This window comes from Pseudomonas thivervalensis (assembly GCF_001269655.1).
GTDB classification, from domain to species: Bacteria; Pseudomonadota; Gammaproteobacteria; order Pseudomonadales; family Pseudomonadaceae; genus Aquipseudomonas; species Aquipseudomonas thivervalensis.
Genome location: NZ_LHVE01000009.1, coordinates 420,128 through 436,552, shown reverse-complemented (window position 1 = coordinate 436,552; position 16,425 = coordinate 420,128). Strand labels below are relative to the sequence as shown.

Below are 16,425 nucleotides of genomic sequence, written 5' to 3'. Positions count from 1 at the left end.
GACATGAAATACCTTTGTGGCGAGGGAGCTTGCTCCCGCTGGGGTGCGAAGCGCCCCCCCATCCAGGCTGGAGGGATCAACCTGGCACACCGCGCGGGCCGTTCCGGGGCTGCTACGCAGCCCAGCGGGAGCAAGCTCCCTCGCCACAAAAGCAGTTCGATGCGTGATGAATATCAGTGGTTCATCGGCGCCATGGCACTCGCCTGCCCCAGCAGCTTCTGATCGATGTCCTCCAGGCGCAGCACCTGGCCACCGGTATCGCTGGCGAGTTTTTGTGCCGCCTGGGGATCGGAGAACGAAGCCAGTACCACGCCCATGGCGCCTTTGAGCCCGCTGCCGATGACGAAGTAGGCGGTACGAGCGTCGATCAGGTGGGCGTCATCCGGCGTATCCCAATGGCCGCGGCCCATGTCGTGGACATACAGCTTCACGTCGGCCCGATGGTTTTCCGGCTGCAACCACCAACCCAGCATTTCCGCCGGCGAACAGAACTTCTTCACGCCCCCTGCCCCGACCGCCGCGCCCTTGGGCCCGGGAAAGTCAGTGATGACCATGCCGCACACATGGCACTCGTCACTGGGATGGAACGCCAACGCCGCCTCGCTGACCGCCGGTGGCTCGGCCTTGTCGCACGCCGCCAGCGCCAGGCACACCAATAACCCGGCCAAGAGGCGGCCCGCCTTCAAAGACATTCTATTCATCGTTACATGCTCCTTGATCAAGATCAGACATTCACGGACACCGGCGATTGAACAACCGGTAGGCCAGCCACAACGGGATTGCCATCCACAGGCCCAGACACAGCCAGAGCAACGGCCCCGACACCGGCAAGTCGCTGCCCAGGGTCAGCACCGCGGCGCCGCTGGAGGTGGCATCGAACCCGGACAGGTTGATCAACCGATACACGTCGGTCGGGTTAAACAGCAGCAGCCAGGGCAACAGCTCCGGGCTGAACCTCCCCTCGCTCAGCACCAGCAGCGCCAGCAAGGCCAGGTCGAACACCAGCACGAAGAAAAACCACACCCCCAGCGCCAACCCGGCGGCGGTGGACTTCTCTGCCGACAGGCTGCTCAGCACATAGGCCAACCCGAGGAACACCCAGCCCAGCAGCGTGCTGGACACCATGAAGCGACCGAAGGCCCAGAGCAGCAGGCTTAACTCGACATCGTCCACCAACAGCGCAATGGCCAGCATCGCGCAACCAAAACCGATGAAGGTGGCCAGGGCCAGGATCAAGCCGTGCCCGACAAACTTGCCCAGCAGCAATTGGCCGCGACCCAACGGGTAGGTCAGCAACAGCAGCAGCGTGCCGTTCTCGTCCTCGCCAACAATCGCGTCGTAGGCCAGCAGCAAGGCGATCAGCGGCATCAGGAACGTCGCCAGGCTGGACAGGCTCGCGACCGTGGCGGGCACCGAGGTAAACCCCAGTTGACCGGACGCCGCCGCGCCAAGCCAGGCGATGCCGATCGCTAGCACCGCGAACAACAGGCTGATCGCCAACAACCAGCGATTGCGCAGGCCATCGCTGAATTCCTTGCGGGCCATGTTCCAGACCGGGTTCATAGGCTGGCCTCCTCGGCTGCGGCCCGGACCATGTAATGACGGTACAGATCCTCCAGGGACGGCGGCTTGATCTCGACATCCGTCGGGTCATCCTGGGCCAGTAGCTGGCGCAGCAATTTGAGTTTGCTGCCGTCCGGCGCGGACACCTGCACCCCTTCCGCGCCCCAGCCTTGGGTGGCGTGCCCTTCGCTGCGCCAATGCTGGCGAAGCCAGTCGGCCCGTGACAGGCCCGAGGCACGGATCAGTGTCGGCAGCCCGGCGTCCTCCCGCAGCCGGGCCAGGCTGCCCAGGGCCAACAGCCGACCGCGGGTGAGAATCGCGGCGCGGTTGATGTGCGCTTCCACCCCAGGCAACACGTGCGAGCAGAGAATGATGCTGGTGCCCTGCCAACGCAGGCGGTCAAGCAGCTGATAGAGATCCTGGGTGGCGATGGGGTCCAGGCCCACGGTCGGCTCATCCAGCAACAACAGGCGCGGTTGACCGAGCAGCGCCTGGGCCAGGCCGAGACGTTGGCGCATGCCCTTGGAATAGGTCCTTACGCGCCGTTGAGCGGCGCCCGCCAGCCCCACTTCCTCCAGCAGACGCTCCACCTGCGCCGGTGCCGCGCCTTTGAGCCGGGCAAAATGGCGCAAGGTTTCCAGCCCGCTCAATTGCGGATAGAACATGACGTTCTCGGGCAGATAACCGAGCATCTGCCGCACACTCGGGTCGCTGGGCGTGCGACCGAAGACACGCACCTCCCCCTCGCTGGCCCGCAGCAGACCGAGGATCAACTTCATGGTGGTGGTCTTGCCCGCACCGTTGTGCCCGAACAACCCGAGCACCTCGCCCTGGGCCAGGTTCAAGTCCAGCCCGCGCAGCACGGCGACATCGCCATAGCGCTGGCTGACCCCTTCGATCTCGACGACGTTCAAGACGCGCTCTCCTGGACACTGTTGCGTGGCGGGGGCTGGACGGGAGTCTCCATCAGCGGATGACTGTCCATCACCCCGGGGGATTTCATCACCGGGAAGGCCCGCTGCACCCAGCGCAGCAGTTCGATCCCCGGACTGTTCATCAACAACCGCACCTGGGGATACAGCCACAGCAGGCGATCGACGTTGTCGTTGGGTTCATAGGCCACATCGCCCAAGCCATCGCCGTTGCGATCCCAGCCCAGGTAATCGCTCCAGTAATTGCCGCGCCCGTCCGCCGACCACTCCTGCAACCTCGTGGCCACGTATTTGACCTGGCGCTGGTTGTGGACGAAGGCATTGCCGGCGATGCGGTTGTCCTCCGAGCCGGCCGTCAGGTGAATGCCCACGGCGCTGCGCTCGAAGTGATTGCCTTCGATGCGGTTGAACAACGAGTTGTAAATGAACAGAGCCTTGCCCTCGGCGCCGGTGATCATGGTGTCGCCGGTGGACCCGTCGCGTACGTCGCTGACGAAGTTGTCACGCAGGGTCGAATAAGTGATGTAGTTCATCAGGATCCCGTAGTTCTGGTCCTGTTCGGAGCGATTGCCGATCACCGTCAGCTGGCGGCTTTGCATCAACGCATAGCCGGTGCGGGTGCGCCGGGTGACGTTGTCCAGCAGGCGATTATCGTTGGCGAACATGTAATGCACGCCGTAGCGCAGGTCCTCGAGGACATTGCCCTGGAGCAGGTTGCCGCTGGAGGTGTCGATGTAGATGCCGTCGCGGGTTTCGCGCACCTGGTTACCGATGACCCGGGCGCCGTGTACGGCATACAAATGGATGCCGTTGCCCCGGTCCTGGGAGCGCAGGCTGGGGTCGCCCTGGATGCGGTTGTCGATCAGGCTGACGTCCCGCGTGCCGTCGACCCAGATACCGAAGCCCTGGCCCTGCATCCGGTTGCCGCGCACCACGGCGCCTGTTGCCCCGGGCTGGATGAATACGGCTGCATTCATGGCCGTGAGGTCGTGGCCCCAGTCCAGGAAGGTGCAGCCCTGGATCTGCACGTTCGGCACGCGAATGATCAAGCCATTGCCCTCGCCTTGCGCCTCAAATACCGCCTCTGGCGAACAAGTGAGCGTCATCGGTTGATCGATACTGAACGAGCCTTGGTAGTGCCCCGCAGGCAGGCGCCATCGCTGATCGCCCTCGGCCTGCAAAGGCAGATTCGTAATCGGTTGCGGCGCGCCGAACGCACCGCCCGACAGCAGACAGAACACCAGGGCAATGACCGGTCGACGAACGTTGGCATGCTGCGTTTTCCCGATCATTGCGCCTGTCCCCCTCATGAATGAATCAGGCCTTTTCAACCAGCATGCGCCCGACCATTTCCATGTGCAGGGCGTGGCAGAACCAACTGCAGTAGTACCAATGCAAACCGGCCTTATCAGCGATGAAGGTGATCGATGAGGTCTGTTGCGGGCTGATCTCCATGCTCGCGCCGTGGTTAGTCATGACAAAGCCGTGGGATACGTCTTCGATCTGGTCGATGTTGGTGATGGTCACCGTCACCTCGTTGCCTTGCTTGACGGTGAACTCCGTCAGGCCATAGGCCGGCGCCATCGAGGTCATGTAAACCCGCACCTTGTTGCCGTCACGGATGACCTTGTTGTCGGTTTCGAGGTTGATGCCGTCCTTCTTCGCCAGGGCCACGGTGTCGGCGAAGAACGGATCGTTGCGGTTCCAGATTTTCTGGGTCTTGATCTGGTCGCGCCGCGCGAGAATGCAGTCATGGGGTTCGGCGAAGGCCGGGCCGTCGTGCACCAGCTTCATTTCTTCACCGGAAATGTCGATCAACTGATCGTTCTCAGGGTGTAATGGCCCGGTCGGCAGGAAGCGGTCCTTGGAGAATTTGCACAACACCACCAACCACTTGCCGTCCGCCTCGCTGGTTTCGGTGAGGGACGCATGGTTGTGGCCGGGCTGGTACTGGACGTCGAGTTTCTGCTTGATGTAATTGACCTTCTCGCCCTTGTAGGCACGGATGGCCTCGTCCATGTTCCACTTCACCACTTGGCTGTCGATGAACAAGGTCGTGTAGGCATTGCCGCGCCCGTCGAAGGTGGTGTGCAGCGGCCCCAGCCCCAGTTCCGGCTCGGCGACGATCACTTCGCGCGGGTCCTTGAAACGGTCGGCGAACAAATCGTCCAACCGGTCGATGGCGATCATCGAGACCGTGGGGGACAGCTTGCCGTTGGCGATGAAGTATTTGCCGTCGGACGAGGTATTGAGCCCGTGGGGGTTCTTCGGCACGGGAATGTAACGGGTGAACTCGGAATCCTTGCCATCGGTCTTGCGGCCATCGACCACCGGCACCTTGGAGCCATCCAGGATGATGAACTTGCCGGCCTTGATCGCCGCCTCGATCCGCGGGATGTTGAACACCACCACCCAATCGCGCTCGTTGCGCATCATGCCGCCCAGGTCATAGGCCTTCTCAGAGTTGTAGCAAGTGCTGGCGGCGTATTTGCCGGTGTAGTCGGCGTCGGAGTTGTCCAGGTTGCCATCGACGATCACCTGGAAGGCCATTTCCATTTTCTCGGCATCGATGGCGTTGAACATCGTGAAGCTGTTTTTGTCCTGCAGGTCGAAGGTATGGCCATCGTTGGGGTGCGGGATCACGAACTCCGCGTTGGCGAACACGTACTTGGTGTACGGCACCTTCTGCAGGCGCAGGCCGTGGATGGCCTGTACGTTGGGCACGGTGAGGATCTTGTCGCACTTCATGATGTCCAGGCGAATGCGCGCGACCCGGGAGTTGGCCTTGTCGTTGATGAACAGGTATTTGCCGTCGTACTTGCCGTCGGTCATGGAGATGTGCGGGTGGTGGCAATCGCCGTTCTGGTATTTGGCGCTGTCCCCGAGGATGCGCTTGCTCTCGTTGGTCAGGCCCCAACCGGTGGCCGAGTCGACGTTGAACACCGGGATGCGCATCAGCTCGCGCATCGACGGCACACCCAGCACCCGAACCTCGCCTTGGTGACCGCCGCTCCAGAACCCGTAGTATTCGTCCAGCTCCCCAGGCCCGACGTGGATCTTGGACTTGGCCTCCTTGGCCGCTGCCGCCCAGGATTCACGGGTGAACGTCCCGGCCCCCAGCGCCGTCGCGCCAGCCAGCACCGCTCCCGTTACCGCACCGGTGCCGAGAAAGCTGCGCCGGCTGACACCCCTGGGTTCTTCCACCGAGCCCGGGGTTTGGTTTTTTTTATCGCTCATGCTGTGTGCTCCATGAAGAATGAAACGGTCAAGGGACAGGCCATTGGGGTGCCTCAAGGCGCCGGGTTCACCTGCACCACGGGAATCAGTTGCGGATCGATCGCGGTCGCCTTGCCGCGCTTCTTGCGCTTGTTGATCAGCGGCGGGCATTTGTTTTCGTTGTGCCAGGTCATCTGGCAGTCGAGGCAGTAATGGCATTCGTTGGCATTGATCCGGCCATCGGGATGAATCGCCTGGATCTCGCATTCCTTGGCGCACAGTTGGCAGGGGTTGCCACACTCCTTGCGGCGCTTGAGCCAGTCGAACAGCCGCAGCCGGGTCGGCATCGCCAGGGCCGCGCCCAGCGGGCAGACGTAGCGGCAATAGACTTTGCGGGTAAAGACATTGATCACCAGCAGGCCCGCTGCGTACGCGACGAACCACCCTTGGCGGTCGAACTTGAGGGTGATGGCGGTCTTGAACGGCTCCACTTCGGCCAGCCGTTCGGCGTTGGACATCGACTCCAGCGAGACGCCGAACAGCACCAACAAGATGATATATTTGATCGCCCACAGACGCTCATGCACGGCGAACGGCAACTCGTATTGAGGCACCTTGAGCTTGCGCGCCAGTTCGTTGATCAGCTCCTGCAACGCGCCGAACGGACACAGCCAGCCGCAGAACACCCCGCGTCCCCACAACAGAATGCTGCCGGCGGTGAACACCCAGAGGATGAAGATCAGCGGATCGGTGAGGAACAGTTCCCAGCGAAAGCCTTCGAACAGGGCGTGGACGAAAGTCAGCACGTTGACCACTGACAACTGCGCCAGCGCAAAGCCACCCAGGAACACCACGGTGAACACCAGGTAACCGCGACGCACCCAGTGCAGCAATCTGGGCCGCCGCGCCAGTGAGTCCTGGAAAAACAGGATCGCCGTGAGCACCAGCAGGGCCGCGCCGAGTACGCTGATTTCAACACTTTTCTGATACCAGAGCGTCAGCCACATTGGCCGGTTGGCTTCTTCGGCCGCCGCCAGTTGCTCGGCGGTGGGCAATGGCCGTTCCAGGTAAAGTTCGGGCAGTTGATAGGCCAGCTCGAAACTGCTGAAGGTGCCGCTGACCGGGCCGGTCTGGCGGCGCACCAACAGCTCCAGGTTCCACGGCGAGCCGGGGTCGAAACGGTGGGCGGCACGGATGATGAAAATCGCCATTTCATCGAAGTCCGGCATGTCGTCGAGGGCCACATCATTCAGGCGTTGGAAATCCAGGTCGCGAAAGCTGATGGTGTCGCCAGACTGGCGCAGTTGCACCCGGTCGAAAATGCCGCCCCGCACGTAGCCCGAGCCCTTGAAGGAATAACGCCCGCTGCCCATCACGGCGATGGCCTGCTCGCCCGGCTTGAGCTCGGCCATCAGCGTGCGGTATTGCGCCTCGCCCAGCAGGTTGCGGCCAATGGTGGGTGGGTTGAGGTGGGTGGCGTAGAGGTCGATGAAGGTGTCATTCACCTGCTCGCCGCTGGCGGTCTCGACCTGTTCGGCTTCGGTGCCCTTGAAGGACGCATCGACCTGGCCACGGGTCAGGTGCAGGCGACGGACCGCGCCGTTGCCGGTCAGGGTTTTCCAGTCGGCGGGCTCGTAGATATCCGCGCGCACCCGCGCCGGTGCCACGGCCAATCCTGCGTCACCCTTGACCAGGCCCAGGGACACCGCGACATCGTGGGCGGCGCGCATGATCACTTCGTTGACCACCATGGCCGTCACGGTCGCGCCGGCGATCGCATCGACCGTCACCGCATTCGGGTCGCTGGAGTGCCCCACCACCACCCGCTGGTTGACTTTGATGCCGCTGTAACGCGCGCTGAACCCGTGGAGTTTTTCTTCGGCGATGCCGATCAGCAGGATCGGTTCGTGGTGTTCAAGCACATAGGCGTCGAGGATCACCCCCGCCGTGTCGAGAATGACCTGGACGTTGATCGGCTTGCCGGAATAAGCGGGAATGTCCACCACGTCCAGGCTCTGGAACACGTAGCCCACGACCTTGCCGGCGGCGGACAGTTTGCGGACCTTGAAGAGACCGTCGGGCTCGGAGATCGAATCGACCGGGCCCAGGACGTGGTGGATGCGCTGTTGCGGGAGGTCACCGTAATCCTTGGCCTGGACGATTGCGGCGAACATCAGCAGTAGAACGAACAGCCCGGGGAGCCAGGAGCGGGACAGGTGCAACATCACAGAGGGACGGGTCATGAGCGCCAGGGCTTGAAGGCAGGATCTTGGCGATCATTGTGGGCCCCGCCCGTGGCTTGGGCCCTTGATTGAAATCAACTTGGGAAAACTTAACCCTGAATCCGGGAGCAGACGCCGACTTCCAGCAGATGAAAACTGCATTGGTGGCGAGGGAGCTTGCTCCCGCTGGGGTGCGAAGCGCCCCCCATGAGGCTGACCACATCAACCTGACACACCGCGCAGACTGGCCTTGGGGCTGCTGCGCAGCCCAGCGGGAGCAAGCTCCCTCGCCACAACAGCAGTTCAGCGATGTGTCAGGGACATCTGAACTCAGCGCAAGCCATAGGAATAGACACGGCCGTCGTTGCTGTCGTACCAATTGCCGTTGGCCCAGAACACCCGGTCCTGCACCGGTTCAAAGCCAAGAACGCCCAGGTAACCGCCGATGGCGAGGCGCTGCCAGGAGCGGCCCCAATCCTTGGAATAGAACACCCCGTTGGCGGAGATGTTCGCGTCCGACCACCAGTAGAGCCAGCGCGGTGGATGGTGCTCGCTGGTGGTGTTGATCAGCAGGGTGTTTTGTCCCATCCAGAAATTGCTGCCTCGCACCTGGGTTTGCGATGCCAGGGGTGAAAACACACTGGGCAGGTCACCCATGGGCGTCCAGGTCAGTGCAGCGGTGTCCAGTTCGGCGACAACTGTTTGCCCGTGGTTTCCCTGGTCAATCAGCCCCATCACCTTCCCGGCGTCATTCTGTATCAGCTTGCTCACGAACAGGTTGTCGTCACGCTGCACGTCGACCACCTGCCACTGCCCTGCCTTGGCTTGCAGCCGGGCCCGTGTGGTGACGTTAACCGCGAGATTGTTGCTGACGCCATCCGGATGACTGCCCCAGAAGCGTTGGGAGACCCAGATAAAGGCCGTCTGTGTATCCAGCTGCAGGACACCGGTGTGGACTTCCCCATGTTCACCTTCGCTCGTGCCCCACTCAGTGATGTCAGGACGCTTGCCATGCGCATATTCGGCAGGCACGAGCAACGACTCGGGTGCCATGACCGGCGAGCTGTGCGCACCGCGATCAGCCGAGTAAAAGACGCCGGTGGAAACGGCCGTCGGCTGTGCTTCAGCGCCGTCGTCCTCCACCCCGTCCGGCTTGCCCACGGCCCAGACTTCATTCGCGCCGTGGAAATAGGGAACCAGGCTCCAGGCCAACGAATCGACCTCGGGAAACCAGCCCTGGGTCAACCAGGTCCAGTGCTGGCCTTGATCATCGCTGCGAAAGACGGTCTGATCGGGCTCATGGGTATTCGCCGTCTCAGGTCGACGCAGGCCCGTGAGCAGGAACATATTGGTCCCATCGGGACTGGCCACAAGACAAGCGGCACCGCTGACATGGGCCACAAGTTGAAATTGCCCTTGGTCATCCAGGCGGGAAATGAAGGAGGTTTCCGTTTCGGCACGAGAGAACAAATGGGAAAAGGTCCCGAGTGCCTCCGGTTCTTCATTCTCGGCGGGCTTGCCATAAACCACCGCATCCAGGTTTACGACGCCCGCGGACGGTTCGAGCGCTTGGGCCTCCCTCTCCAGGCGCGCCACCAGCCAGGTGCCCTGCGGGGTCACCGTCACGCCCGTGCAATACTGGGTCATCGCGCGCAAGCGGGTGTCCTTCACGGCGCCCAGTTGCTGCTGATCGGGACTGTCGCCGCCCCACTCCAGCTTGGCACTGGTGATCATCCACATGTACCACAGCGCGGCGCCGGCCAGCAGCGCGACCAATAATTTAGAGAGCAGTTTTGAACGAGGCATGGGGAGGTCCGTAACCAGGGGAAAACTGCGAAGCTTTTCTCATCTCTTTTGTCCGGAGTAAATTTTTATCGCACGAGAATGGCCAAACCCGGTCGCATAATTGTCAGCGCTGTGATCCAGTCCACTCTCCCATCGCCATAACGCCCCGAAACGCTGATCGACGTACACAAGGAATGCCCGATGCCCCCACGTTCCGCCCCCGCTTCAACCGCTGACCAGCCGCAAGCCACCGGCTTCGTCCGGGTACGCGGCGCCCGCGAACACAACCTCAAGAACGTCGACGTGGACATCCCCCGCGATGCGCTGGTGGTGTTCACCGGCGTGTCGGGGTCCGGCAAGTCGTCGCTGGCGTTCTCCACGCTCTACGCCGAAGCCCAGCGTCGTTACTTCGAGTCCGTCGCGCCCTATGCGCGGCGCCTGATCGACCAGGTGGGCGTACCGGACGTGGACAGCATCGAGGGCCTGCCCCCGGCAGTTGCTTTGCAGCAACAACGCGGCACCCCCAGCGCACGCTCATCGGTGGGCAGCGTCACCACCCTGTCGAGCCTGATTCGCATGCTTTACTCCCGCGCCGGCAGTTATCCGGCCGACCAACCGATGCTCTACGCCGAGGACTTCTCGCCCAATACGCCTCAAGGCGCCTGCCAGGAATGCCATGGCCTGGGGCGGGTCTACGAAGTGACCGAGGCGTCCATGGTGCCGGACCCATCGCTGACCATCCGCGAGCGCGCCGTGGCCGCCTGGCCCATGGCCTGGCAAGGCCAGAACCTGCGGGACATCCTCGTGACCCTGGGCTATGACGTCGACATTCCCTGGCGCGACCTGCCGAAAAAGCAACGGGACTGGATTCTCTTCACCGAAGAAACCCCGACCGTTCCCGTCTACGCCGGACTGACCCCGGCCCAGACCCGCGCGGCCCTCAAGCGCAAGCTCGAACCCAGCTACCAGGGCACGTTCAGCGGCGCCCGGCGCTACCTGCTGCACACTTTCATGCATTCCCAGAGCGCCCAGATGCGCAAACGCGTGGCGCAATACATGCGCGCCAGCCCCTGCCCGGTGTGCGAAGGCAAGCGCCTCAAGCGCCAGGCACTGACCGTGACCTTTGCCGGCCTGGACATCGCTGAACTGTCGCACTTGCCACTGCTCGAACTGGCCGAGGTACTCAAGCGCGTCCTGGCGCCCGATTACCTTGAACAGGCCGAAGAAACGGGGAGCGTCCTCAGCCACCGACAAACCCGGGAGGCCCGTGAGCAACGCGCCGCCAGAGGCGACAACCCCCACGCCGGCGGACCGGACGCACGCCACACCCCCAACCTTTCCCTGGAAAAACGCCTGGCCGCCCAACGCATCGCCGCCGAGCTGCTGGAACGGATCACCACCCTCATCGACCTGGGCCTCGGCTACCTCGCCCTGGAACGCAGCACGCCGACGCTTTCTTCCGGCGAACTGCAACGCCTGCGCCTGGCGACCCAGCTCAATTCCCAGTTGTTCGGGGTGATTTACGTGCTGGACGAACCCTCCGCCGGCCTGCACCCGGCCGACAGCGAAGCGCTGTTCGGTGCCCTGCAACGCCTCAAGGCAGCGGGCAACTCGGTGTTTGTGGTCGAACACGACCTCGACACCATGCGCCGCGCCGACTGGCTCATCGACGTGGGCCCGGACGCTGGCGAACAAGGTGGAAAAGTCCTTTATAGCGGTCCACCGGCAGGCCTGGGACAGATCACCGAATCACGCACCCGCGCTTACTTGTTTGGCGAAGAACACGCCGCGACACGCAGCCCGCGAACGCCCAGGGATTGGCTGCGCCTGGAAGGCATCACCCGTAACAACCTCGACAACCTGAGCGCGGCCTTCCCGCTGGGCTGCTTCACCGCCGTGACCGGCATCTCTGGCTCTGGCAAATCCAGCCTCGTCAGCCAGGCCCTGCTGGATCTGGTCGGTGCCCACCTGGGCCAGGCCAGCCCCAACGCCGAACCCGACGAGCAAAGCCTGGAAGACGAACCCGTGCAAACCAGCGCCGGGCGCGTGACCGCCGGGCTCGACGCGGTCAAGCGCCTGGTCCAGGTGGACCAGAAACCCATCGGCCGCACCCCGCGCTCCAACCTCGCCACGTACACCGGGTTGTTCGACCATGTGCGCAAACTGTTCGCCGCCACCGAGCAGGCGCAGGCGCTGGGGTTCGATGCCGGACGGTTCTCCTTCAACGTCGCCAAGGGTCGCTGCGAGACGTGCGAAGGTGAGGGTTTCGTCAGCGTGGAATTGTTGTTCATGCCCAGCGTGTACGCACCCTGCCCCACCTGCCACGGTGCGCGCTACAACCCGCAAACCCTCGAGGTTCGCTGGCAGGGCCTGGACATTTCCCAGGTCTTGCAACTGACCGTGAACCAGGCGCTGGAGGTGTTTGCCGAGCAAGCGGCGGCCAAGCGCTCGTTGCAAGTGCTGCAGGATATCGGACTGGGTTACCTGCGCCTGGGCCAACCGGCCACCGAGCTGTCCGGCGGCGAAGCCCAGCGGATCAAGCTGGCGACGGAACTGCAGCGCAAGGCCCGGGGCGCAACGTTATATGTGTTGGACGAGCCAACCAACGGGCTGCATCCCCAGGACGTGGACCGCTTGCTGGTGCAGTTGAATCGCCTGGTGGAAGAAGGTCATACGGTGGTTGTGGTGGAGCATGACATGCGCGTAGTGGCGCAGAGTGACTGGGTCATCGATATCGGCCCGGGGGCTGGAACCCAGGGCGGAAAGGTGGTCGTTTGCGGGGCTCCGGAGACGGTGGCGAAGTCCCGGGAGAGTCGAACGGCGGGCTTCCTGGAAAGGGCTTTGCAGCTTGAACATTGAAGGCTCTACAGCGCGTTATCGGGCTCCCTGGCGCCGATCCAACGATCGGATCCGACGCCATTGAGCGTCAATATCAGCCCGGATTCAGGTGAAATGTACCTGGGAGGCGATATTGAAAAGCATGCTGCAGGCGAACAACCCGATCACCAGGGAGATGGCTCGATTCAAGAATCGTCCCGACACAATGGCGTGAAATTTTCGGCCACAAAAAGCCCCAGCCGCAATCCACACAAGCCCTACCGGAAAAACGATGGCTGTAAACAGCAACATGAATGACAGCCAGTTATCCAGCGACAAGAACGTACCGGCCGGCGCCACGAAGGACACAAAAAACAACCCTTTGGGATTGGTCAGCGTGGCCACAAACAGATCCGCAACGGTAATTCCCGTCGCGGCGCCAGGCGCATCGTTTTTTACCGAGAGCCACAGCTTGAGGGAAATATGAAACAAAAAGCACACGGCAAAAATCTTGGTGGCGGTCACCACCCACGCATGTTCCGCAATGAGCAGATCGATGAACACGCCCCATATCGTCGTCTGGATAACGTACGCCAACCACTCGGCGGCGACAAAACGCATTGAACGCGCATTGAGCCCTCGACTCACACCGACTTGTAACAACAATGAGTTCGTCGGCCCCGGAACCAACAACACGGCCAACAACGAAAGCGCAATATAATCCATAGAATTTTCCATACCAGAAGCCTGCACGGCGAACGTTCAGGGGGCAGGTCAATCCATCACCGTTGCAGCCCTAGCGCCAATTAGACGCGCACTTTACACCGCGGCGACAAGACGATGGTGGTCAAACATTCATCGTCCATCGCATCAGCCCGTTTTACGACGGCTGCGCCGCCGAGCGGGAGCAAGCTCCCTCGCCACAGGGGCTGTGTGTTGGTTGGAAATAACAGTGTGAACACCAGAAAACCTGTGGGAGCGAGCTTGCTCGCGATGGCGGTCGCACACCCAACACCTCCGTTGACTGTCGACTTCTGTGGCGAGGGAGCTTGCTCCCTCGCCACAAGAGCGGTCCTGGCTTCAGACCGTGCGCGAATACTGAACCGTCTGGTCCGCCCCCAGGTACGCGTCGAACGCCATGGCCACGTTACGCATCATCAATTGGCCCTGGGGCAACAACACCAGTTCGTTGTCGCGAATGTCCAGCAACCCGTCGCGCACCAGTTCCTGGAGCCGGTCCAGGGCATCGGCGAAGTAGTCGCCAAATCGAATGCCATGGGCGCTGTCGATCCGACCGAAGTCGATGCGCCCATGGCACATCAGTTCGCTGATGACCTCGCGCCGCAGTCGGTCATCGTCGCTCAGTCGATAACCGCGCTGCACCGGCAGCAAGCCTTGGTCCAGCCGGGCGTAATACTGGGAAAGCTCCTTGACGTTCTGGTTGTAGCTGTCACCGACCTTGCCGATCGACGACACCCCCAGGCCAATCAGGTCGCAATCGGCGTGAGTGGAATAGCCCTGGAAATTGCGCTGCAAGGTGCCCTGGGCGCGGGCACGCACCAGTTCGTCATCCGGCAGGGCAAAGTGATCCATGCCGATGTAGACGTAGCCGGCTTCGGTCAGGCGATTGATGGTCAGTTCCAGCAGTTCCAGCTTGCGCTCGGGTGGCGGCATGTCTTCGGGACGGATCATCCGTTGCGCCCGCACCCGTTGCGGCAGGTGGGCGTAGCTGTACGCCGCGATCCGGTCCGGACGCAGGGCAATGATCTTGCTCAAGGTGACGTCGAAACTGGCGATGGTCTGCAACGGCAGGCCATAGATCAGATCGACGCTGACGGACTTGAAACGCGCCCGGCGCGCCGCCTCCACCAGCTCGACGACCTGGACCTCGCTTTGCACCCGGTTGACGGCAATCTGCACCTGGGCATCGAAATCCTGGACGCCGAAGCTCAGACGATTGAAGCCCAGCTGGCGCAGACCTTGGATCTGCTCTGCATCGATGGTTCGTGGGTCGACCTCGATGGAAAACTCGTGGGCGTCGCTGTCGTCCATGTCGAACGACTGGTGCAGGCAGTCCATCAGGTCAGCCAGTTGCCCGTGGGTCAGGTAAGTCGGCGTGCCCCCGCCCAAATGCAGCTGGGTCAGTTTGCGCGAGCGGTCGAACAAGGCCGCTTGCAGGGCTATTTCACGCTTGAGGTAGGTCAGGTATTCGGCGGCGCGATGGGTCTTGCGCGTGATGATCTTGTTGCACGCGCAGTAATAGCAAAGGCTCTGGCAGAACGGGATATGGATGTATACCGACAACGGCTTCGGCAACGGCGCCTGGTGGCTGCGCTGGGCGGCCTGGCGGTATTCGTCCATGGCGAAGGCCTGGTGGAACTGCGGGGCTGTCGGATAGGAGGTGTAGCGCGGTCCCGGGCGGTCGTATTTCTCCACCAGGGCACGATTGAAACCGGAGGCAGTCTTCATGAGGGGGTCAACTTTTCAAAAGCGTGTGGGCTTGCATCATCCGGTGTCGGGTCGAACAGGTTGCAGATCGCGTCCACGTTCAAGCGCCCGGCGGGCAGAATGCCGATGAAACGGCTCGACAGTTCGATCAATCCCTGGTCATGCAACGCTTCCAACAACGGCCAGACCGACGCGAAGTACTCGCGAAACACCAGGCCGAAACGCGCCTCGATGGCTTGTATATCCAGCTCCAGGTCACAGGACAGCTGTTCGGTCACGCTCGTCCTGACCTGGTCCTGCGCCTCACAGCGCCAACCGCGACACACCGGCAATTGCCCCGCGTCCAACAGCTGGCAATACTGCAACAGGTCGTCGGTGTTCTGTACGTACAAGTGCTCGATCTGGGTGATGGCCGACAAACCGAAACCCACATGGTCACAGCAACCGTGACGGGTAAACCCCTGGCAGTTGCGGTGCAGGCGTCCATGCTCCTGGGCCACCGCCAGGTCATCGTCGGCCCTGACGAACTGACCCAGGCCGATGTAGTGATAACCGGCGCCGATCAACTGTTCGCAACAGATGCGCCGCATGGCGTCCTTGTCGGCCGCGCTGCAAAAAGTGCCGGCCAGCCCGGCGTTCTTCGAGCGATAACGATAAGGCGCGCGGGCATAGTCGAAGACGTGCAGCCGGTCCGGTTCCAGTTCGATCAGCGTCGCCAGTTTCAGGGCGAAGCTGTCGGGGGTCTGCCAGGCATGGCCATAGCCCAAGTCAATGTTGATGGAGCGAAAACCAAAGGTGCGCGCCGCATCGATCAACGAATGGATCGGTGCCGGATTCTGGTAGCAATCGACTGGCAACTCGCTGTCGAGGCCAATGTCGGGCACGCCGATGCTGACATGGGTGAAGCCCTGGTCACGGATCAGGCCCATGGTTGACCAGTCGGTGTGATGCAGGTCCACCTCGATGCTGTGATCGGCGCCGTCGTACTCGCTGAAGTCGAAGCGCTTGCGCAGGTCATGCATCAGCTTCTGCAGATGCGCGATCACCGGTGTGCCGCCGGTCAGGCAGAACTGTTCGACGCGCCGCCCTGCCCCCAGGTGGCAACCGACCAAGCCCATTTCATACGCCAGGCGTTGCAGATAGCCCTCGATCTCGCCACATCGGCAGTCGCTGGCCAGGGGCGAACATGACGCCAGCCGCAAGTGCGAAGGCAGGTGCACCGCCAAGGATAGGGGCCGGCGTTTCTGGCGGCTGGTGCGCAACCCTCGCAGCAGGTCGAGGGAACCGATACCTGCATGGAACCTGCGTGTGCCGACCGGGCAATCGAAATCAGCCACCCGCGGGGCACGTCCCGAGGGTCGCTCGCCGAGGGTATGGAACGGGTCGAACATGACAATCTCCGAGTGGCGGTGCGGAGCCAGTTTGCGCCCTGGCCCGCCGGG

Annotated in this window: 11 protein-coding genes; 1 reads left to right on the top strand and 10 read right to left on the bottom strand. The window is 62.4% G+C overall.

Going from position 1 to position 16,425, the window contains the following annotated elements:
- Positions 1-173: 173 nt before the first annotated feature.
- The 7 genes from AD659_RS14060 to AD659_RS14030 form a co-directional block, all read right to left on the bottom strand.
- On the bottom strand, positions 174-701 hold the full coding sequence (locus AD659_RS14060) for a nitrous oxide reductase accessory protein NosL (protein ID WP_053122174.1): 528 nt from the start codon (positions 699-701) through the stop codon (positions 174-176).
- Positions 702-732: 31 nt separating this feature from the next.
- Positions 733-1,563 (bottom strand): ABC transporter permease, encoded by an 831-nt coding sequence (locus tag AD659_RS14055; protein WP_053122172.1) that lies wholly within the window; start codon positions 1,561-1,563, stop codon positions 733-735.
- The gene (locus tag AD659_RS14050) at positions 1,560-2,477 is read right to left on the bottom strand and encodes an ABC transporter ATP-binding protein (protein ID WP_053122170.1); all 918 of its coding nucleotides are present in this window, start codon (positions 2,475-2,477) and stop codon (positions 1,560-1,562) included. The genes AD659_RS14055 and AD659_RS14050 overlap by 4 nt, the downstream gene beginning before the upstream one ends.
- Positions 2,474-3,787, bottom strand: coding sequence for a nitrous oxide reductase family maturation protein NosD (locus AD659_RS14045; RefSeq protein ID WP_053122168.1), 1,314 nt, complete (start codon positions 3,785-3,787; stop codon positions 2,474-2,476). Before AD659_RS14045 ends, AD659_RS14050 begins: the two co-directional genes overlap by 4 nt.
- A 25-nt stretch (positions 3,788-3,812) precedes the next feature.
- The gene (nosZ, locus tag AD659_RS14040) at positions 3,813-5,732 is read right to left on the bottom strand and encodes a TAT-dependent nitrous-oxide reductase (protein WP_053122166.1); all 1,920 of its coding nucleotides are present in this window, start codon (positions 5,730-5,732) and stop codon (positions 3,813-3,815) included.
- 53 nt (positions 5,733-5,785) lie between these two features.
- Positions 5,786-7,936: a transcriptional regulator NosR gene (nosR, locus tag AD659_RS14035; protein WP_053122164.1), complete on the bottom strand. Its 2,151-nt coding sequence runs from the start codon at positions 7,934-7,936 to the stop codon at positions 5,786-5,788.
- Positions 7,937-8,263: 327 nt separating this feature from the next.
- Entirely contained in the window at positions 8,264-9,739 is a 1,476-nt protein-coding gene (locus AD659_RS14030; RefSeq protein WP_053122162.1) for a hypothetical protein, read from the bottom strand.
- Positions 9,740-9,919: 180 nt separating this feature from the next.
- Here AD659_RS14030 and AD659_RS14025 point away from each other — a divergent pair, with 180 nt between their 5' ends.
- Positions 9,920-12,577 carry an excinuclease ABC subunit UvrA gene (locus AD659_RS14025; RefSeq protein ID WP_053122160.1) on the top strand — a complete coding sequence of 886 codons (2,658 nt, stop codon included), beginning with the start codon at positions 9,920-9,922 and terminating at the stop codon, positions 12,575-12,577.
- An 84-nt stretch (positions 12,578-12,661) separates the two neighbouring features.
- Here AD659_RS14025 and AD659_RS14020 read toward each other — a convergent pair whose 3' ends face one another.
- The 3 genes from AD659_RS14020 to AD659_RS14010 form a co-directional block, all read right to left on the bottom strand.
- Positions 12,662-13,261: a LysE family translocator gene (locus tag AD659_RS14020; protein WP_053122158.1), complete on the bottom strand. Its 600-nt coding sequence runs from the start codon at positions 13,259-13,261 to the stop codon at positions 12,662-12,664.
- Positions 13,262-13,615: 354 nt separating this feature from the next.
- Positions 13,616-15,004: an oxygen-independent coproporphyrinogen III oxidase gene (gene hemN / locus AD659_RS14015; protein ID WP_053122156.1), complete on the bottom strand. Its 1,389-nt coding sequence runs from the start codon at positions 15,002-15,004 to the stop codon at positions 13,616-13,618.
- Complete coding sequence (locus tag AD659_RS14010) at positions 15,001-16,374, bottom strand: oxygen-independent coproporphyrinogen III oxidase (protein WP_053122154.1); 1,374 nt, start codon at positions 16,372-16,374, stop codon at positions 15,001-15,003. The genes hemN and AD659_RS14010 overlap by 4 nt, the downstream gene beginning before the upstream one ends.
- Positions 16,375-16,425 lie beyond the last annotated feature (51 nt).

Bases quoted from the DNA above. Each gene is read 5' to 3' on its own strand.
- AD659_RS14060 (WP_053122174.1), bottom strand. From the start codon at position 701: ATGAATAGAATGTCTTTGAAGGCGGGCCGCCTCTTGGCCGGGTTATTG.
- AD659_RS14055 (WP_053122172.1), bottom strand. From the start codon at position 1,563: ATGAACCCGGTCTGGAACATGGCCCGCAAGGAATTCAGCGATGGCCTG.
- AD659_RS14045 (WP_053122168.1), bottom strand. From the start codon at position 3,787: ATGATCGGGAAAACGCAGCATGCCAACGTTCGTCGACCGGTCATTGCC.
- nosZ (WP_053122166.1), bottom strand. From the start codon at position 5,732: ATGAGCGATAAAAAAAACCAAACCCCGGGCTCGGTGGAAGAACCCAGG.
- nosR (WP_053122164.1), bottom strand. From the start codon at position 7,936: ATGTTGCACCTGTCCCGCTCCTGGCTCCCCGGGCTGTTCGTTCTACTG.
- AD659_RS14030 (WP_053122162.1), bottom strand. From the start codon at position 9,739: ATGCCTCGTTCAAAACTGCTCTCTAAATTATTGGTCGCGCTGCTGGCC.
- AD659_RS14025 (WP_053122160.1), top strand. From the start codon at position 9,920: ATGCCCCCACGTTCCGCCCCCGCTTCAACCGCTGACCAGCCGCAAGCC.
- AD659_RS14020 (WP_053122158.1), bottom strand. From the start codon at position 13,261: ATGGATTATATTGCGCTTTCGTTGTTGGCCGTGTTGTTGGTTCCGGGG.
- hemN (WP_053122156.1), bottom strand. From the start codon at position 15,004: ATGAAGACTGCCTCCGGTTTCAATCGTGCCCTGGTGGAGAAATACGAC.
- AD659_RS14010 (WP_053122154.1), bottom strand. From the start codon at position 16,374: ATGTTCGACCCGTTCCATACCCTCGGCGAGCGACCCTCGGGACGTGCC.